This window comes from Pseudomonas sp. Tn43 (genome assembly GCF_014192635.1).
Taxonomy (GTDB): domain Bacteria; phylum Pseudomonadota; class Gammaproteobacteria; order Pseudomonadales; family Pseudomonadaceae; genus Aquipseudomonas.
In genome coordinates this window covers 346,319-365,367 of record NZ_JACHYG010000007.1, presented here as the reverse complement: position 1 = coordinate 365,367, position 19,049 = coordinate 346,319, and the positions used below count along the sequence as shown (strand labels likewise).

The following is a 19,049-nucleotide window of genomic DNA, read 5'->3' as shown; positions in this document are numbered from 1 at the left end:
GAGAAATCCCATGCCTCGTGGAAGCAAAGACAAATACACCGCCGAGCAAAAACGCAAGGCCGAACATATCGAAGAAAGCTACGAGCAAAAAGGTGTGTCCAAAGATGAAGCCGAAGCTCGCGCCTGGGCCACGGTGAATAAGCAGTCGGGCGGCGGTGAACGCGCCGGCGGCTCGGGGCGCAAGAAGCCGGCCAGCGCCAAGTCTGCGGATCGCAAGGAGTCAGCCCGACGCGCGGTGGCCACCCGAGAAGGCAAACCGCGCAGCAGCAAGGCTTCGCGCGATACGCAAACGGTGGACAGCCTGATGAAAGAAGCCCGGGCGAAGAAGATTCCGGGGCGCTCGAGCATGCGCAAGCAAGAGTTGATCGAGGCGTTGCGCAAGGCGGGCTAAAGGTCAGGATTGAGGGTGGATTCGAGGGCCTCATCGCGGGCAAGCCCGCGCCCACAGGGGATCGTTCACGGTCCAGTGTGGGAGCGGGCTTGCCCGCGATAGCGGCTGATCAGGCGCCGAAAGTATCGCGAATGAATGCATCCAGTTCAGCCGCCCCCGGCGAAGTCGCTGGCCCCCAACGAGTGACGGCCAAAGCAGCTGCCGCGTTGGCCCGCCGCGCCGCGTCTATCGCCGACAAACCTTGCGCCAACCCCGCAACCAACACCCCGGCATGGGCATCCCCCGCACCGTTGCTGTCGACGGCCGTGACCTTGAATCCCGGTACATGCTGACGGTCACCATGCTGGCTGATCCAGCACCCTTGCGGCCCATCGCGCACCACCGTCATTACCTCGGCGGGCAGATGCTCAGCCAACCGATGCAATGCTTCGCCAATGTCCGTCGTCCCGGTAAACCGCTGTGCCTCGACACCGTTACTGGTCCACAGATCGATGCGCGGCAACAAGGCCTTGATCAGCGGCGCGTCTGGCGATTCCACCAACGGCCCCGGATCGAACACCACCTTGATCCCATAAGGCAAATCCAGCACCCAATTCACCAGCGCCTGAGCCTTGCCGCCATGCAGCAGGCTATAGCCGCTGACATAGACAAAATCGCCCGCCTCGGCCGGCACACTCGCCAGCTCCTGGGCGGTCAATTCGCCCTCGGCACCGATGCAGGAAATAAACGTGCGCTCGGCCGAAGCTTCGGTCAGCGCAACACACAGTCCGGTGTCGCGCTCGGTGCTCTGATCGATGCCGATGCGAATGCCTTCAGCCATCATCGCCTCCCGGGCCATGTCGCCGAAACGGCCCTTGCCATGGCCTCCGAGGTAGACCACCGACAAGCCGTTTCGCCGGGCGGCGGCCATCACATTGAAGCCACCACCCGTCTCGAAACGGGCAGATTGCGCCAACACATCACCACCCGATTGAGGCAATTTATCCACGGCCATGACCAGGTCGATCATGACCTGGCCGGTATGCAAGAGCTTAGGCATGAGCCGGCTCGATCAACGCAGCGCGACGGTCCCTGGCACCGCCGAGTACCCAGTAAATGCCACCGGCCATCACCAACGTGACGATCCAGCCCAGGCCGTTGTGGCCTAGCCAGGAGTCGGACAGAAAGCCCCGGAACCAGATATCTTGTTCAGTGGTGCCAATGGTGGTGAAACTGAAGCCCGACACGATCGCCAGCGCCCATGCACCGAAGGCGCGCCACTCGACGCCGCCGCGATACCAGTAGGCGCTGCTCGGGCTGACGTCCAGCAGGTCTTTGGGGCTGTAGTAATGCCGGTGAATCAGGTCGATCACAAAGATCCCGACCCACGCCGTGATTGGCACCGCCAGCAAGGAAATGAAGGTGATGAACGGGCCGTAAAAGCTCTCGGCGATCAGCATGAAGTAGATCGAACCGGCGAAGATCGCAATGATATCGAGCACCACCGCATACACACGCTTGACCTTCAGGCCGAGGGTCAGCGTGGTCAAGCCGGCGGAGTACACGGACAGGTTATTCGACAGCAGCAGCCCGCCGAATGCGGTGATCAGGTACGGCACGGCCATCCAGGTCGGCAGCATGTCGCGGATCGCCACGATCGGGTCAGTGGCCGAGGCCAGATCATTATTGCCCACCGATAGCAGACCGCCGAGGGTAATCAGCAGTACCAACGGAATCCCCGCACCGAACGCCGCCGACGCCACCAGGCGCACGGCTTTGACACTGCGGTGCTGGTAGCGCGACATGTCGGCACCGGCGTTGGCCCAACCGATGCCGGTGCCGGCGGCCATGGTGCCAATGCCGATGATCATTGCGCTCAGGGGCGCTGGCGTGGCGTTGAATACGGCGCTCCAATCGATGGTCGCGCAAAGGAAACCGCCGACCAGGATGTTCAACCCACCGAACACGTAGGTCGCCCACCTCTGGATGACCAGCAGCGTGGCGTGACCGAGGCCGGACACCGACAACGTCAGCAGTACAAAAATCGCGATAAACACCAAGGTCAGCAGCGGCGAGCTTTTGGCTTCCACCGGCGAGCCGAACACAATTGAGCACAGCGACAGCAAGACGAAAGCGGCGGTGGTGGTGTTGACGGTTTCCCAACCCAGTCGCGACATCAGCGAGACCAGCGTGGGGCCAATATTGCCGCGCACCCCGAAGATGGCTCGTGACAGCGTCAGGCTCGGTGCGCGCCCACGGCGCCCGGCAATGGAGATGATCCCGACCACCGCGAACGAACCGGCGGCACCGAGGATGGCGACGATGATCGCCTGCCAGATGGCCAGGCCACGAAAGGCCACCAGCGTGGCGCCCAACGGTAAGCCGAGGATGGAAATGTTGGCGGCAAACCAGACCCAGAACAGTTGCAGCGGATGACCGTTGCACTCCCCTTCCGGCACCGGCTCGATGCCACGGGTTTCCAATTGCCCGGCACTTTGTCCGGTGTTCGATGAACTCATGAAAACTGCTCCTGTTGCCATTGTTGTGGTTGTGGGCAATTGGGAAGTCGACATGACTTTCCGGCGGTCCTTGCCATATCTGTGCGCTCCATTGCGGGTGAAAAATTCAAGTATGCGGCGCGCCTATCGCGGGCACGCCCGCTCCCACAGGAATGGTACAAACCTTGAGATGCACGCCGTACCTGTGGGAGCGGGCTTGCCCGCGATGACGTCAGTACAGTCAACGCAAGGCCAGAAGCCCCTGCACCAACGGCTCCAGTTGCAAATCATTGACTGCTTTAACCTGCTCGATCATCGCCACAGGCCAACTTTCAAGCCCCAGGCAGGCCCCAAGCATGGCGCCGAGAATCGCCGCGATGGTATCGGTATCTCCGCCCAGACCGGCCGCCATGCACACCGCCTCGAAGGCCGTCATCTGCCCGATCGCCACTTGCCGGGCCAGCGCAAACGACACCACCACCGATTCCTGCGAGGCCACCGACGTGCCGATCACCTCGTACAGCAAATCTGCCAGCAACGCCTTGTCGCAGTCGACGCTGATGCTCCACGCCCAACCGATGCGCGCCGCGATACGTCCGCCAGCGACCCAGTGGCCGTGGCTTTCGGCTTGCCGGGCGATCTGCTGGCCAAGGTTCAATGCCTCGCTCAGGTCCATGCCGTTGATCCCTGCGGAAACCACAGCCGCCACCGCCGCCGCACTGGCTATTCCCAGCGAGGTGTTGTGGGTCACCTGGCAGGCTTGCACCACAGCGCGGATGAAACGCTCGGGATCGGCAATATCGGCCGCAATCCCCACCGGCGCAATGCGCATGGCCGCACCATTGGTGGTGCCGTGGCGGCCTGCCTCTTCCAGCGAATAGCCGGCGAGGATCATCTCGATAGCGTGTTTGGTCGAGGGGCCGAGCAAATCCTGCGAGCCCTTGGCCCGCATCCTGGTTTCCCATTCGATCAGCCGTTGGGCCAGCTCCGCCGGTTCGATCCGGCCCTTGCCTGCGATCAACAATTGGCCGAGCAGAATCGCCTGCTCGGTATCGTCAGTGATCGAGCCTTTGGGCATGTTGGCGGCAATCGGTTGATCGGGGCCCGCGTCTTGCAGATCGGTAATCTCACCGAAGCGCGCCTTGATCTCGGCGCGGCTCAGGGATTGGGTCGGCATGCCCAACGCATCGCCCAGGGCCAGTCCATAGAATGCGCCGAGGGCACGGTCGTGCGCGGTCATTTTGAAGTTCCAATTTGCAAGTGCAGACGAAAGCGCACCGGATCGAGCAGGCTTTCGACTTGTTCCATGAAGCGGTTCTGACGGTCGTAGGTGGTACGCAGGGCCTTGAGGAACACCGTGCCCTCCGGGCGCCCAAGCAATTCGGCGTCTTCGGCATTCAAGGGTTCGGCGCCGATCCACTGATCCCCGTGGTCACCGATGTAGCCGTAGGCGGCCAACGTGATGGTCAGGGAATCATCGATCAGACCGACTCGCGGCAGCCCTTCCAGGCCTCCGGTGGCGGGCATCAATGAGCGCTCAAGGGAGACCAGCGTGCCATCGGTGCCGCGCCGTCGCCGGTCGAGCGTGATGAACTGATCGGTGCCGAAACGGGGTAGCAGGTCCGATCGGGTCACCGCCTCCAGTCGCAGCACTTCGGTATTGATCAGCGCCCCGTTGTCGGCCAGCGCTTGGGCCCAGCCGTTGCGCTGATCGAGCACCACACCATCGAACGTGACGATGGACCCCACTGCGCCTTGCGTAGCGATGTCGTGGCGTCGCTTGAGTTCGACCAGGGCTTCACGCAGCGTGCCGCGGCTGACCTTGAATTCTTGAGCCAACTGATGTTCGCCCGGCAATGGAACGCCGTCCTCCATGAGGCCGTTTTCGATGCGCCGGACGAGCTCGTCGACCACCTGTTGTTTCTTGTCAATTCGTAGCGGTCTAATCATGTACACCTCGGGTGTACCGTCATAGCTGAAACGGGTTGGGACGGGCAAGGAATATTTTGTGAAAGTGGGTGAAGAATCTTTTAAATGATCGTTCCCACGCAGAGCGTGGGAATGATCGGTAAAGGAATGTCCGTCAGCGCTGTTTCAACCGGTCAATCACCACCGCCAGCAACAGAATCGAACCGCGAATCACGTACTGATAAAACGTATCGATATTCTTCAGGTTCATCGCGTTCTCGATGATTGCCAGAATCAGCACCCCGGCAATCACATGCCGAATCATCCCGATCCCGCCGCTCAGCGACACCCCGCCAAGCACACAGGCCGAAATCACCGTCAGCTCGAAACCCTGGCCAATCATCGGCTGACCGGACGTCATGCGCGACGCCAGGATCACCCCGGCCAACGCACCGATCAGACCGTGTACGGCGAAAATAAGAATCTTGGTCCGATCGACATTGACCCCGGCCAACAACGCCGCTTCCTGATTGCCGCCGATGGCCATGGTGTTGCGCCCATAGGTGGTGTAATTGAGCAACCAGCCGAAAAACAGAAAGCAGACGATGGTGATCAGAATCGGCACCGGCACACCGAACAACTGACCGTTACCGAAGACGAAGAACTGTTCCTGGGAAACGCCCACCGCTTTGCCGTTGGCAAAAATGTAAGCCAGGCCACGCACGATCTGCATCGTGGCCAGCGTGGTAATCAACGCATTGACCCGCAGCTTGGCGATCACGATCCCGTTGATCAGCCCGACAATCAGCCCCATCACCAGCGCTGCACTGACCCCGAGGAACACGCTGTCGGTGTCGCGCATCACCACTGCCGCAACCACGCCGGCGCAGGCAATCACCGAGCCCACCGACAAGTCGAAATGCCCGGACGCCAGGCAATACAACATGGTGCACGCGGCAATCCCGGTCGTGGAAATCGCCAGGCCCAGACCGCGCATGTTCAGCGGCGACAGGAAGTTGTCGATCAGCAAGGTGCAAAGCACGAAGATCCCGACGGCCGCCAGCAGCATCACCCAGTCATCGAGAAAGCGCCGCAGGTCCAGCGGTTTGCGCGGGGTTGGCAAAGCGTTGTTTTGGATAGTCATAGTCACCTCTCAGTTCGCCACGTCGGCAGCGCGTTGGCGTGGCAGCGCCAGTTGCAGCAGGTTGGATTCATTGGCATGTTCGCGGGTCAGTTCGCCGCGCATCGCGCCTTCGCAAAGCACTAGGATGCGGTCGGAAATGCCCATGACTTCCATCAGGTCGCTGGACACCACAATCACCGCGATGCCGCTGGCCGCCAGGTTATGGATGATCTGGTAGATCTCGGCTTTGGCCCCGATGTCGATGCCCCGGGTGGGCTCGTCGAGCAGCAGGACTTTCATCGGCATCGACAGCCAGCGACCGAGAATCGCCTTCTGCTGATTGCCGCCAGACAGGTACATGATTTTCTGCGCCGCGCTGGGCGTCTTCACCTTCAGCGCCTTGATCTGCTGGTCGGCATTGTCCTTTTCCCACAGGCCGCGCAACAGGCAGCCGAAGGTGGAATGGGCGCTGCGAGCGCTGATGTTGATGTTCTCGGCGACGCTTGCCAGCGGCAGGATGCCCTCCTTCTTGCGGTCCTCGGGGCACAGCAGAATCCCCGCCGCGATGGCATCGCGCGGCGAACGCAGTTTCAGTTCACGACCGCGCAACTCCAGGCGCCCGGCGGTGTTGCGCGTGAGCCCGCTGAGCATCCGGAACAGCTCGGTGCGCCCGGCCCCGACCAGGCCGAACAGCCCGAGAATCTCCCCCTTGTGCACCTCGAAACTCACCGGTTCACGCAAGCCCGGCCCCAGTAACTTGTCGACCTTGAGTGCCACCGCGCCACGCGGACGGCTGCGGTAATCGTAGATATCCTGAATGTCGCGACCGACCATGCACGTCACTAACTGATCATGGGTCAGCGCGCTCATGTCCTCGAAAGTGCGCACGAAGCGACCGTCCTTGAACACCGTCACCGCGTTGCAGATGCGGAATACTTCTTCCATGCGATGGGACACGTAAAGCACTACTTTGCCTTCGTCGCGCAGGCGCCCGATGATCGCCATCAAGCGATCGATTTCCCGTGCCGACAGGCTGCTGGTGGGTTCGTCGAACGCAATCACATGCGCGCCACGGGACAACGCCTTGGCGATTTCCACCAGTTGCCGCTGACCGAGCGACAAGCGCCCCACTTTCTCTTGCGGATCGATTTCATCGGCCAGGCCTTTGAGGCAGGCCAATGCCTGTTGCCGCAAAGCGCCGCGATTGATCAGGCCGAAACTCGCCGGCAAATGGCCGAGAAACAGGTTCTCGGCGACGGTCATTTCCGGCACCAGGTGCAGCTCCTGATGGATCACCGCGACCCCGCTGCCAATGCTGTCGGCGGTGGACTTGAAGACCCTCGTTTGCTCGCCGATCCGCAGATCGCCGCTGCTCGGCGTATAAGCACCGCCAAGGATTTTCAGCAGCGTGGATTTGCCGGCGCCGTTCTCGCCCATCAAGGCGTGAACTTGCCCCGGATGGGCGACGAAACTGATGCCGTCCAGCGCCTTGACCCCGGGAAAGGTTTTACCGATTCCATTGAAGCGCAGGCTGCCGCCAGTGCCTTGTTCATTTGTTTGTACGTGCGCGTGCATAACACCACCTCATCACACCGGTCAGGCAGCCCCGTCGCCAGGGCCGCCGATGAAATCAACCACGCCTCAGTTCCACAGGCCGATTTTTTCCAGTTCCTGCTTGAAGTTGTCGCGCGTGATCAGCGTGACGTCGTCCATTGCGGTGTATTTGGGCGGTTCTTTGCCGGTGGTGACCCACTCGTACATCATGCTCGCGGTGTTGTAGCCCTCGAGGTGCGGGCTCGGCAGCATTGAGCCGAAGAAGCCGCTGTCGGGTTTTTTCAGTTCGCCGATGGCATCGGTGCCGTTGATGCCGATGCCGATCACGTTGGCCGCGGCAAAACCGGCACTCTCCGTGGCGCGCACGCCGCCCAGCACGGTGTTGTCGTTCATGCCGCCGATGATCAGGTTTTTCGCCGCGCCCGGTAGCTTCACCAAGGCCGAGTTGGTGGCGTCCATGCTGCCCGGTACGTCGAGGGTTTTCAGTGCGGAGAAGAGGATGTGGTCTTTGGGCATGCCGGCGTCTTCCAGTGCTTTGACGGAGCCGTCAGTGCGCTTCTTGCCGGTGTCGAGTTCGTTGTAGGTGTTGATTACCGCGTAAGTGTCTTTCCAGTCCCAACCGCGTTTTTTCGCTTCAGCGGCCATGGCGGCGCCCTGCTTCTGGCCGACTTCGAAAGCCGCCATGCCCAGGTACGGAACGTCTTCCATGAACTTGCCGCCGGCATCGACGAAACGGTCATCGACGGCAATCACTTTCAAACCGTTGAGCTTGGCCTTGGCCATGATTGCCGGGCCGAGGGACACGTCCGGCGGGCAGATCACGAAGCCCTTGGCGCCGTTGGCCGCCAGACTGTCGATGGCCGAGAGGGTTTTCTCGCCATCAGGCACGGCGATCTTGATGACGGTGAAGCCCTTGTCCTTACCGGCCTTTTCGGCGAAAGCCCATTCGGTCTGGAACCAGGGTTCTTCCGCTTGTTTGACCAGAAAACCGATCTTCACTTCATCGGCCGCCAGCAATGTGCTGCTCAGGCTGACCGCGGTAACCGCCAAAGCGGCACAGCACAGGGAACGGATCCCACGACGACGTTTCATAAGCTGACTCCTTGTTATTTTTTTTGAGCGTTATTTGAAAGCCAATACAGCGGTCGAAGCACGCAACCAATAGTCATATCGTATGATGATTGGATTTCAGACGTAGTTTCGCGCTTGAAATCCTGAGCATTCAGTCGTGGTACATGACCGAACGCCCACCATCGATGGTGATGCATGAAGCGTTAATGAACGGCGCTTCATCGCTGGCCAGGAACACAGCGGTCATCGCCACTTCAATCGGCTGGCCGATGCGCCGCGGTGGATGCAGGTCAAAAGCCCGTTGACGTTCGGCATGGGGGTCGGCAAAACCGTTCCAGTAATCGACGTTCAGCTGGGTTTCGATATAGCCCGGCGCGATGGCGTTGACCCGAATGCCTTTGGGTGCGTATTCGATGCCCAAGGCGCGGGTCAGCCCGAGCAAGCCATGCTTGGCCACCGGGTACGGGAAGCAGCCGGGAATGATGTGAGTGGAATGGGTGGAGGCGATGTTGATGATGCTGCCGATGCCCTGCTCGATCATCTGCGGCAACACAGCTTTGCAGCCATACCAGGCGCCGTCCAGATCGATGGCGAAGCAGCGACGCCAATCTTCTTCGGTCATTTGCAGCGGGTCGCGGAACACGTTGACCCCGGCGCAATTGACCAACACGTCGATTCGACCGTGAAGCTCAATGGCCAGTCCGGCCATGGCCTGCAGGTCTTGCTGGCGCGACACGTCGGCCTTGATCGCCACGACATCCGCGCCTTGTTCACGCCAGTGCGCCGCGACTTTTTCGACTTTTTCGCCCTGGATATCGCTGATGATCAGCTTGGCCTGTTGAGAGGCGAAGGTCGCGACAATCGCTTCGCCGATGCCCTGAGCGGCACCGGTCAGCAGCACCACCTTGTTTTTCAGCCGCTCGCCCTTGGGCGGTTCGGGCACCGGTGGCAAGGAAAGAGGTTCAGCCATGGATCAACACTCCTGTTGGAAGGCACGACGAAAACCGGAGATCTGTCGATGTCCGGTCAAAAAGCTGTTGGGAACAGGCAGGCAGGCGCGAAAATGCCCGGGCGCCGAGGCGGCCTGAAGCACTGACTCCAGAAAGGAGTGCGGTGGAATATCGCTGCATCACTTCACCTGTTTTGTTTTTTTAAGTGTGAGTGCGTGTAACTGATGGGGCCGACTATAAACCCGACCGCCAAATAATCTCAATATATAATTTTACATCCCATATTCTGGGATTTATCCAGAAAATCGCTGACAGGCTTTTCCGGGTACATCCACTCGAATCGATAACAGCGCGCCATCCAGCGGATGATTGAGCGGGCTTGCGGCGCTGGTGATGTACAGGGTTTTGAAGTCTTCGCCACCGAACACGCAACTGGTGGGACGGCTGACCGGCAGTTCGATCACGCGATCCACATGACCGTCGGGGTTCAACCTGAGCAGACAACTGCCATCCCATCGAGCGTTCCATATATAGCCCTCGGCATCCATCGCCGAGCCGTCGGGACCGCCACGTTCATGGGAACCAAACCAGACATGGGCGGTATCCAGGTTGCCGTCGGCGTGGATGAAATGCCGGTAAAGCGTGCTGTCGAGGCTGTCGGCGAAATACAGGGTTGTGCCGTCGTCGCTCCACAGCAACGTGTTGGGGATGCCTAGTCCTCGTAGCAGCGGCGTGACCCGAGCATCGTGGTCGATGCGAAACAGGCCGCCGGACCGGCGCACGATGGGTAAGTCTTCGCCCTGCTCCCCGATGTTGTTTTGCATCGTGCCCAGCCAGAGCCGGCCCTGAGCATCGCAGCGGGCTTCGTTGGGGCGATTGCCGGGTTGTGGATCGGCGACGCAAAACAAGGTCAGCCGGGGTTCCAGGCCGGGAGAATCCAGATCCAGCCGATAAACCCCACTGCTCAATGTCACCAAGGCATCACCGCTTTCGCAGGGGATGAATGCGGACACGTGTTCCGGCATCTGCCAGATGTCCACATTGGCACCGATCAGCCTGAGCGCTTGTTTGCCAGCGATATCCACCCAATACAGGGCCTGGGTCGGAGCATCCCAGAACGGGCCTTCGCCGAGTTGCGCACGGTGTCCGGTAACCGCAGTCCACGTCATGAAACCTCCTGCATTGTTCTTGTTTTATGTGTGCGAGCCTGTGTGGCGAGGGGGCTTGCCCCCTTGCCACAAAGCCCGCTCCCACAAGGGTTCTTTATCGTTAGCCAGCCTTCTTGTCGGCCATGACTTGGGGGTAGAAGCGTTTGATCGCCAGGTCAGCGTTATCGATCAGGGTCATGCAGGCCCATACTCCCCGCGCGGCATCCCGGGCGGCGATGGCGTCGGCCATGTCTTTGTGGATTGGCAAGGTTCGGCGCAGCTCGTCCGGGTCGGCGGCCGACACTTCGAAAGACACGGCCAGCAACGCGCCGAGGGCCGGGACCATTTGTTCGATGAATTGATTGTGGCTGGCGGCGAGAATGCACTCGTGGAAGAACTGATCGGCGCGGTTGTAATCGACGCCGCTGTCCACTGCCCGCTCCAGCGCGTTATACGCCTGAAGCACCGCCTGGACTTGCTCGACGGTGGCACGCTCGCAGGCCCAGCGCACCGCCATCGGTTCGATGGTGCGGCGCAGGTCGAGCAAGTCGTCGACGAAGTTTTCCGGCAAGCCGCTGCGTGACAGCCAGCCGACGACTTGCGGATCGAAGAGATTCCAGCGCCGCACCGGCAATACGCGTGTGCCGACCTTCGGCCCGACTTCGAGCATGCCTTTGGCCACCAACGTCTTGATGGCTTCGCGAATGACCGTACGACTGACACCGAGCTGCTCGCCCAGGTCGGCCTCGACCTTGATGGTTTGGCCGGGTTTGACCTGGCCGGCAGCAATCCAGCACCCCAGCCAGTCGACCGTCGACGCATGAAAACTGCTGGACATGGGTACCTCGTCGACCGGTGATAAAAAATAAACGACACAAAGCCGTTCGCAATGGATGCCCACGCTAATCATCATATGATTGGGTGTCAATTGGATTTTTCAAAGGCATCGCCATACCGACATGGCTGTTCGTCCGAATCCTGCTCGAAGCGCTTTGATCCCCTCCACTTTGTAAACTACGGTTAGCCGCTACAGATCGGCCAGTCTGCGGTCTGTTCCCCTTCAAAATCCGCTATCGACAGGTATGAACATGGACATGGACATGGATGCGTCTACCAAATACCCCATTGTGTTGGTCCACGGCCTTTTCGGCTTCGACAGAATCGCCGGTTACCCCTATTTTTTCGAAATTGAGGAAGCGCTGGAACGCGCCGGCGCTCAAGTGTTTGCGGTCAATATTCCAGCCGTCAACGGCAATGAGGAGCGTGGTGAAAAACTGCTCGAGCACGTCAACCGCATTTTGCTGGAAACGGGCGCTGCCAAGGTCAATCTGATCGGCCATAGCCAAGGCCCCCTGGCTGCACGCTACGTAGCTGCGCTGCACCCGGAAAAGGTCGCATCGGTCACATCGGTCAGTTGCCCCAATCATGGCTCCGAGATTGCCGACCAATTGCATAAGGCACTGACGCCCGGCGAGTTGCCCGAAGCGTTCGTACTGGCCCTGCTGGGCGCGGTTGGCACCTTCATTTCGCTGATCAGTGGCCACCCGGAAAACCCGATTGACGCTGAAGCGGCATTCGAATCGTTGACCAGCGCGGGGTTGGCTGCCTTCAATCGCAAATACCCGCAAGGGATGCCAAAGGTTTGGGGCGGCGAAGGCAAGGAAGTTGAAAACGGCGTGTATTACTACTCCTGGAGCGGGATCGTGCAGAACTTTCAAAGCCTGCAACCACTCGACCCGAGTCATTTGAATACTGTCGTGCTGTCGAAGTTGTTTTATAAAGAAAAGCGCGAAAACGATGGGTTGGTCGGCCGCTACAGCTCGCATCTGGGCAAAGTGATTCGCTCGGATTACCCGATGGACCACTTTGATGCCGTCAATCAGATGGCTGGGATCACCAGCTGGAACGTGAGCCCGGTCAGGCTCTACCTGGAACATGCTGAGCGACTTAGAAGCAAAGGTTTGTAAGCCCCAAAAAAAACGGCCCGTTGCAATAACGGGCCGTTTCGTTTCTAAAGCTCAATCGACTAGGGCTCATGCCCGATCGGGAAGAATTCGCCGCCGCTCCACACGCCCAACCAGCGCTGCCCGTCGATTTCACGACTCACCGCCAGCTCCACCAATTGGTAGAACACATTGCGATGAATCAACGCTTCAAGGTTGGTGCGCACATGCACGTACGGCGCGGGTTCCTGAGTCACCGGATCGATCACCACGCGTATAGGGTGCTCGGCGCCTGCATCGGCCGTTTCATCGACGTTGGTGGTAAAGCGCAAGACCTGGGCCTCCCCTTCGCCTTCGACCTCCACGGCAATCGCCACGAACGGCGCGTCGTCGACCTTGATGCCAACCTTTTCGACCGGGGTAATCAGAAAATAATCATTGCCATCGCGGCGAATGATGGTGGAGAACAGCTTGACCATCGGTTTGCGCCCGATCGGCGTGCCCAGGTAATACCAGGTGCCGTCGCGGGCGATGCGCATGTCGATGTCACCGCAGAAGTCGGGGTTCCACAAGTGGACCGGCGGCAAGCCTTTGGTTTTGGGGATTTGCCCCAACAGATCGTTGGCTTTTTGCGGGCCACTCATGGCGTTCTCCTGTCAATTACTGGTCGCTGAGCCCCAGCAGGCTACGAGCATATTGCTCCAGCGGCGGGCCCAGCAAGTCTTCGGGCTTGTTGTCGTGGAACGTCAGTAAACCGCCACGACTCCTGATACGTGCAGTATCAATCAAATACTGGGTGCTGGTCTCGATCAACATGAGTTGAATCACGCCGTTGTCGATTCCGAGGCGATCCACGTGTTCCTGGTCGAGCCATTCGTCCGAGTTGCCGATGCGGTCGTCGGCCTTGGCGAAACGCGTGTAAAGCAGGTAATGGGCACCGGCGGCACGGGCTTCGCCCATGGCAGCATCGAGCCCTTCCGGGGCGCGGGCGCGGCGGACCATCGGGAAATATTCGATAAAGCCGTTGAAGGCTTCTTCGGCCACCACGTTAGGACGCGGGTAGGCGCTGCCCGGTGGCGCGAAGGCACCTTGGGCGATGTAGATGAACGAATCCGGCTGAATGCGGATGTTATTCACGCGACGGCTGTCGCTGTGGTCCAGCAGGCCCGCGTCGCTCATGTGGTAGCGAGTCCCTTCGGCCATATCGCTGACATTCATGCAGCCACCAAGCGCCAAAACGGCCAGCAGCAAAACCAGGCTACGCATCCTACCCTCCAAAGGCCGGTGACGGAAAACCGGCGAATGGCCATGGGATGCAGCTTCCGCGCCAGTCCCTGGAACTCATATCATTTCAAGCGTGAACTGTGGCGAGGGGGCTTGCCCCCGTTCGGCTGCGTAGCAGCCGTAAAACCGATACATGCGGTGCTTCTGACACAATGGGGAGAATGGTTTTAGGGCCGCTTCGCGACCCAACGGGGGCAAGCCCCCTCGCCACAACAGCTCTCTCGCCACAGGGCTCGATCAGCCGCCGATGATTTTCATGATGGTCGCGCCGCCGGAGAACGCCACTTCCTGCTTGTCGCCCAAGGCTTTGACCAGCAGTCGCTGCAAGGCGGGCAGCGCCTGATGACGAGGTTTGTCCAGTAAATCACCGACATAGTGACGATTGCTCGACGACAGGCAACCATGCAGCCACCCTGTGGACGACAGGCGTAGACGCGAGCAGGTGCGGCAAAACGGAACGCTTTCGTTGGCTATCACGCCGAAGTGGCCCACCCCCGGAATCTGGTAACGCACCGCCGTGGCATCGACCGGCGCATCGGCCTGAAGGTACTCGTAGCGTTCGCCGATCAGGCTCAGCAACTGCTGAAGGCTGACGAACTGTTGCAGGAAGGCATTGGAGTCGCTGGCCAAGTGGCCCATGCGCATCAACTCGATAAAGCGCAACTCGTAGCCGCGCTCCAGGCAGTAATCGAGCAGCGGCATCACCTGATCAAGGTTCTGCCCGCGCAGCGGCACCATGTTGACCTTGATCTTCATGCCGGCCGCTGCGGCCTGGTCCATGCCGTCAAGAACGGTCGCCAGATCACCGCCGCGCGCAATGCTGCGAAAAGCGCTGGCATCCAGGGTATCGAGGGAAACGTTGATGCGCCGAAGACCGGCATCCACCAGCAGTGGCAGCTTCTTCGCCAGCAGTTGACCGTTGGTGGTCAGGCTGATATCCGCCAGGCCCATTTGGCCGACGGCAGTCATGAAGGCTTCGAGCTTGGGACTGACCAATGGCTCGCCACCGGTAATGCGCAAACGCTCGATGCCCGCCGCCTCGATCAGATAGGCCACGCCGCGTGCCATGGCCTCGGCCGACAATTCATCCTGCGCAGCCACCAGCCGCTTGCCATTGGGCACGCAGTAGGTACAAGCGTAATTACAGGCTGAGGTCAGACTGATCCGCAAATTGCGAAAACGCCTGCCTTGACGGTCAACGATCATGGATCACTCCGGCGCAAGAAGATTCGAACGCGCAAAACTTGACTCACAAATCAAGTTTTAGCAAGCCCTAAGCCTGAGTATATTCCTGCGGTACTGCGCCATGTAGCTAAAATCATGGCGCAAGAAGGCAACTGACGGGTTCAGTTGCTCGGAGTGTCGCTATCGCGCTTGCGCTTGTTGCCCATGCGCACGCCAATGTCCATCAGGAACTGGAAGAAACCTTCCTGATCTTCCAGCACATTGCTCCAGAATGGCGAGTGATACAGCGCCACCGCGCCATGCACCAGCGCCCAGGCCGCACAGTAATGGAAGTAAGGCGGCACGTCTTCGAGCTTGCCTTCGCTGATCCGGCCCTTGATCAGCAGGGTCAGGCGTTCGAAGTTCGAGGCGCGGATCTTGTGCAGCTCTTCGACCATCTCCGGCACTTGGTTGCCCTTGACCACCTTTTCTTCCAGGCGATCGAACAACCGATAGCGTTGCGGGTCGCGCATGCGAAATTCGAAGTAGGCCCGGGACAGGGCTTCCTTGTCCTTGTCGACATCGGCCGAATGCAACAACTCGTTCAAATCGCGCTCGTAATCGAGCATCAGGCGCAGATAGATCTCCGCCTTGGATTTGAAGTGCTTGTAGATCGTGCCTTTGCCGATACCGACGGCATCAGCAATCATCTCGACGGTGACACTGTCTTCACCTTGTTCGAGGAACAGCTTGAGCGCGGTATCGAGAATTTCTTGCTCGCGGCGACGAAACTCACGGACCTTACGAGGTTCTTTATGCATAAGAAAAGGTCTGTAGGGGTCAAAATTCGAAGCCGCGTATTATGCCTAACTTGCGCAAAAATGCACGGATCATCCAACCATATATGTGTTTCTTGATGAATTCGCACCACCTTGAGGGTTAATGAGAACTCAACCGAAGCGCGCGTATTCCAAATTTGTTTAAAAACCCGACCAGCTAAACTGGACTCGGCGCAATACTGATCAATACTTCAACTGTCGGCGAGGCATCTCCCCCAAGTGTCGCGTCGATGAAGGTGCCAACGGATTGCGTGCCTTTGTTTTACTCCTAATGGTCTTAACCCGGATTCCCCCCCCAGAACCCGGGTTTTTTTTGCCTGAAATTCAGCGGCAAGAACCCGTCGGAGCGGTCTGAGGCCGCGATCTTTTCTAACGTTACACCGATGCCCTGACATGTGCCAACGGGAACAAACGCTTGAAATTCCCGGTGGTTTGCTCGGCAAATCGTTCGTAGGACTCACCTCGCAACATGGCCAGAAATTCCGCTACCTCACGCACGTATTGCGGCAGGTTCGGTTTGCCGCGATAAGGGATCGGCGCCAGGTACGGTGAGTCGGTCTCCACCAGCAAGCGGTCAGCCGGCACCTTGCTGGCAACATCCCGCAGGGCATCGGCATTGCGAAAAGTGACAATACCGGACAAGGAAATGTAATACCCCATGTCCAGCGCCGCCTTGGCCATTTCCCAGTCTTCGGTGAAGCAATGCAGCACACCCGCTTGAGGCAGTGCCGCTTCACGCAGCAGTTCAAGGGTATCGGCGCGGGCGCCACGGGTATGAATAATCACCGGTTTGCCAGTCTGCCCCGCCGCTTGCAGGTGCAGACGGAACGATGCCTGCTGCAACGCTGCCGCCTCCGGTTCGTAGTGATAATCCAGACCGGTTTCACCAATCGCCACCACCCGCGGATGATTGAGCTCGCGCAACAGCCAGTCCAGCGCGGGCGCAGCACCCGGCTGCACATCGAGCGGATGCACGCCCACCGAACAGTCGACGTCGTCGTAACGTTCGGCCAGGGCTTTGACGTCGGCGGCGTTATCGGCGCTGACACCGATACACAGGAAGTGCCCGACCCCGCGCGCACGGGCCGCATCGAGCGCGGCATCCAGGGAACCGTCATGAGCGGCAAGGTCGAGGCGATCAAGGTGACAATGGGAATCTACGAGCATAAAAGGGCTGCAACTTACATCGTATGGGTGGGACGGTCGGACTTCAGGGCTCCGGCCAGATGGGTTTCGATGCGACTGCGCGCGGTGTCGTCGCCTTCATTGAATTGCACGCCAACACCGGCGGCGCGATTGCCCTGGGCGCCTTTGGGGGTAATCCAGGTGACTTTGCCAGCGACCGGAATCTTTTCCGGTTCATCCATCAGGTGCAGCAACATGAACACCTCATCGCCCAACTTGTAGCTTTTGTTGGTCGGGATAAACAGGCCACCGTTCTTGATGAAGGGCATGTAGGCTGCGTAGAGCACGGCCCTGTCCTTGATGGTCAAGGACAAGATGCCATTGCGCGGCCCCGGACTGACGGGCTCGTTCATGTTGACCTCCGCTGTCTGATGATCAGAGTCTAGTGTCAGACGGTCACTTTGGGGTAGGCAAAGATACCCATTGCACCAGTAGCGCCTCCAGCAACAAGGCCGGATTGAGGTTGGCTTTGCTCATCACCTTCTGGCGCTGGGCGAGGATCCAGTCCTGGATATTCAGGACTTTGTCCTGAGCGGATTTCTGCGCCAGGTATTGAATCACTTTGCGCATGTCCGCCAGCCCCAGCCCTGCTTCATCCTGAGTCAATTGATAACGCAGGATCAGGCTCGACCAGTCGCAGAACCAATCGAACAGCAGCAACATGGGAATGGTTTTCCATTCTTCTGCCAGTTGCGTCGGCGATTGCTGTTGCTTGAGCAACTTCTTCACGCCCTCGACCACCAGCGCCCGTTGTTCGCGCACACCCTGTGCCTGCAACTTGACGGCGGCCAATGGCGAACCGGCGGCGAGGGTAAGCAGTTCAATACGCTCTTGTTCCGAACAGTCCGGCAAAGCGCTGGCCAGCCAGCCCAGGCTCATGGTTTCGCTTGGCAATGGGCAGGCTTGCTGCACGCAACGGCTCTTGATGGTCGGCAGCAGACGACTGGTCTGATGGCTGACCAGCAGCAATACGGTATCGCCGGACGGCTCTTCAAGGCTTTTCAGCAAGGCGTTGGCGGCGTTGATGTTCATCGATTCGACTGGCTCGATCAGCACCACTTTGCGCCCGCCCATTTGCGCGGTCTGAACCACGAAGCTGACCAGATCACGCACCTGGTCAACCTTGATCGCCTTGTCTGCCTCCTCAGGCTCCAGAATGTAGTTGTCGGGATGACTCCCGGCATTCAGCAGCAGACAGGATTTACATTCACCGCAGGCGCCTTGGGCGGTCGGGCGCTGGCACAACAAACTGGCCATCAGACGTTCGGCCAGCGCACGCTTGCCGATCCCGGCCGGGCCATGCAGCAAATAGGCGTGAGCATGCTGGGCACGGCCGGCCAATTGCTGCCAGAGACTGTCCTGCCACGGATAGGCTTCAGCCACGGGTCAACTCCAGCAGACGCGGCAACAAGGCATCCAGGAACTGCTGAACCTGCGCCAGCGGCTGAGCGGCATCCACCAGGACATAACGCGCAGGATCCGCTTTGGCACGCTCAAGGAAGGCCGTGCGCACCGCATCAAAAAACGTTCGGCCTTCGAGTTCGAAACGATCCAGCCGACCGCGGGCGCTGGCGCGGGCCAGGCCCACATCTACCGGCAGGTCGAAAATCAGCGTCAGGTCCGGACGCAAATCGCCCTGGACGAATTTTTCGAGGGTTGCAATGCGCTCCAGCGATAAACCGCGACCACCGCCCTGATAGGCATACGTCGAATCGGTAAAGCGATCGCACAGCACCACGGCGCCACGGGCCAGCGCCGGGCGGATCACCTCGGCCAGATGCTGGGCCCGCGCGGCAAACACCAACAGCAGCTCGGTGTCAGGGTTCATGACCTCATCGACCGGCGCCAAGAGCACGTCACGGATCCGCTCAGCCAAGGGCGTGCCGCCGGGTTCCCGGGTCAACACCACCTCGATCCCGGCAGCGCGCAAGCGCTCGGCCAGGTATTCGCGGTTGGTGCTCTTGCCGGCACCTTCCGGGCCTTCCAGGGTAATAAACAAGCCAGTCACAGGC

The 19,049-nt window shown here is 59.8% G+C and carries 20 protein-coding genes; 2 read left to right on the top strand and 18 right to left on the bottom strand.

All coding sequences use genetic code 11. The features are described from left to right. Positions 1-10 precede the first annotated feature (10 nt). On the top strand, positions 11-391 hold the full coding sequence (locus FHW68_RS20025) for a Rho termination factor N-terminal domain-containing protein (protein ID WP_183682605.1): 381 nt from the start codon (positions 11-13) through the stop codon (positions 389-391). A 109-nt stretch (positions 392-500) separates the two neighbouring features. Here the strand turns inward: FHW68_RS20025 and FHW68_RS20020 are convergent, their stop codons facing one another. The 10 genes from FHW68_RS20020 to FHW68_RS19975 all read right to left on the bottom strand — a co-directional run bounded on the left by FHW68_RS20020 (position 501) and on the right by FHW68_RS19975 (position 11,460). After that, a complete protein-coding gene (locus FHW68_RS20020) occupies positions 501-1,430 on the bottom strand; it encodes a PfkB family carbohydrate kinase (protein WP_183682602.1) in 930 nt (309 codons plus the stop codon). Further along, positions 1,423-2,889 carry a cytosine permease gene (locus FHW68_RS20015; RefSeq protein ID WP_183682599.1) on the bottom strand — a complete coding sequence of 489 codons (1,467 nt, stop codon included), beginning with the start codon at positions 2,887-2,889 and terminating at the stop codon, positions 1,423-1,425. Before FHW68_RS20015 ends, FHW68_RS20020 begins: the two co-directional genes overlap by 8 nt. Positions 2,890-3,109: 220 nt before the next feature. Then, positions 3,110-4,108, bottom strand: coding sequence for an ADP-ribosylglycohydrolase family protein (locus tag FHW68_RS20010; protein ID WP_183682595.1), 999 nt, complete (start codon positions 4,106-4,108; stop codon positions 3,110-3,112). Beyond that, positions 4,105-4,818, bottom strand: a complete 714-nt coding sequence (locus FHW68_RS20005; protein ID WP_095634921.1) for a GntR family transcriptional regulator — start codon at positions 4,816-4,818, stop codon at positions 4,105-4,107. The genes FHW68_RS20010 and FHW68_RS20005 overlap by 4 nt, the downstream gene beginning before the upstream one ends. A 133-nt stretch (positions 4,819-4,951) precedes the next feature. Beyond that, positions 4,952-5,920, bottom strand: a complete 969-nt coding sequence (gene araH, locus FHW68_RS20000) for an L-arabinose ABC transporter permease AraH (protein ID WP_095634920.1) — start codon at positions 5,918-5,920, stop codon at positions 4,952-4,954. Between the two features lie 9 nt (positions 5,921-5,929). Then, positions 5,930-7,474 carry an L-arabinose ABC transporter ATP-binding protein AraG gene (gene araG / locus FHW68_RS19995; protein WP_095634919.1) on the bottom strand — a complete coding sequence of 515 codons (1,545 nt, stop codon included), beginning with the start codon at positions 7,472-7,474 and terminating at the stop codon, positions 5,930-5,932. 66 nt (positions 7,475-7,540) lie between these two features. After that, on the bottom strand, positions 7,541-8,545 hold the full coding sequence (locus FHW68_RS19990; RefSeq protein ID WP_095634918.1) for a substrate-binding domain-containing protein: 1,005 nt from the start codon (positions 8,543-8,545) through the stop codon (positions 7,541-7,543). 130 nt (positions 8,546-8,675) lie between these two features. Further along, a complete protein-coding gene (locus FHW68_RS19985) occupies positions 8,676-9,494 on the bottom strand; it encodes an SDR family oxidoreductase (RefSeq protein WP_183682592.1) in 819 nt (272 codons plus the stop codon). A 273-nt stretch (positions 9,495-9,767) separates the two neighbouring features. Then, positions 9,768-10,643, bottom strand: coding sequence for an SMP-30/gluconolactonase/LRE family protein (locus tag FHW68_RS19980; protein ID WP_183682589.1), 876 nt, complete (start codon positions 10,641-10,643; stop codon positions 9,768-9,770). A 100-nt stretch (positions 10,644-10,743) separates the two neighbouring features. After that, entirely contained in the window at positions 10,744-11,460 is a 717-nt protein-coding gene (locus FHW68_RS19975) for a FadR/GntR family transcriptional regulator (protein ID WP_095634915.1), read from the bottom strand. 256 nt (positions 11,461-11,716) lie between these two features. Between FHW68_RS19975 and FHW68_RS19970 the strand changes: the two genes are divergently transcribed. Beyond that, positions 11,717-12,589 carry a triacylglycerol lipase gene (locus FHW68_RS19970; RefSeq protein WP_095634914.1) on the top strand — a complete coding sequence of 291 codons (873 nt, stop codon included), beginning with the start codon at positions 11,717-11,719 and terminating at the stop codon, positions 12,587-12,589. Positions 12,590-12,648: 59 nt separating this feature from the next. Here FHW68_RS19970 and FHW68_RS19965 read toward each other — a convergent pair whose 3' ends face one another. The 8 genes from FHW68_RS19965 to tmk form a co-directional block, all read right to left on the bottom strand. Beyond that, on the bottom strand, positions 12,649-13,209 hold the full coding sequence (locus FHW68_RS19965) for a DUF1285 domain-containing protein (RefSeq protein ID WP_183682586.1): 561 nt from the start codon (positions 13,207-13,209) through the stop codon (positions 12,649-12,651). A gap of 16 nt (positions 13,210-13,225) precedes the next feature. Continuing rightward, a complete protein-coding gene (locus FHW68_RS19960; protein WP_183682583.1) occupies positions 13,226-13,831 on the bottom strand; it encodes a DUF4823 domain-containing protein in 606 nt (201 codons plus the stop codon). Positions 13,832-14,086: 255 nt separating this feature from the next. Beyond that, positions 14,087-15,055: a GTP 3',8-cyclase MoaA gene (locus FHW68_RS19955; protein WP_183682580.1), complete on the bottom strand. Its 969-nt coding sequence runs from the start codon at positions 15,053-15,055 to the stop codon at positions 14,087-14,089. Between the two features lie 140 nt (positions 15,056-15,195). Then, complete coding sequence (locus FHW68_RS19950) at positions 15,196-15,834, bottom strand: TetR/AcrR family transcriptional regulator (protein WP_095634910.1); 639 nt, start codon at positions 15,832-15,834, stop codon at positions 15,196-15,198. 393 nt (positions 15,835-16,227) lie between these two features. Then, a complete protein-coding gene (locus FHW68_RS19945; RefSeq protein ID WP_095634909.1) occupies positions 16,228-17,019 on the bottom strand; it encodes a TatD family hydrolase in 792 nt (263 codons plus the stop codon). Positions 17,020-17,033: 14 nt separating this feature from the next. Continuing rightward, positions 17,034-17,390 (bottom strand): PilZ domain-containing protein, encoded by a 357-nt coding sequence (locus tag FHW68_RS19940; protein ID WP_007903986.1) that lies wholly within the window; start codon positions 17,388-17,390, stop codon positions 17,034-17,036. 43 nt (positions 17,391-17,433) lie between these two features. Next, on the bottom strand, positions 17,434-18,420 hold the full coding sequence (locus tag FHW68_RS19935; protein WP_095634908.1) for a DNA polymerase III subunit delta': 987 nt from the start codon (positions 18,418-18,420) through the stop codon (positions 17,434-17,436). Then, the gene (gene tmk, locus FHW68_RS19930; RefSeq protein ID WP_183682576.1) at positions 18,413-19,045 is read right to left on the bottom strand and encodes a dTMP kinase; all 633 of its coding nucleotides are present in this window, start codon (positions 19,043-19,045) and stop codon (positions 18,413-18,415) included. The genes FHW68_RS19935 and tmk overlap by 8 nt, the downstream gene beginning before the upstream one ends. Positions 19,046-19,049 lie beyond the last annotated feature (4 nt).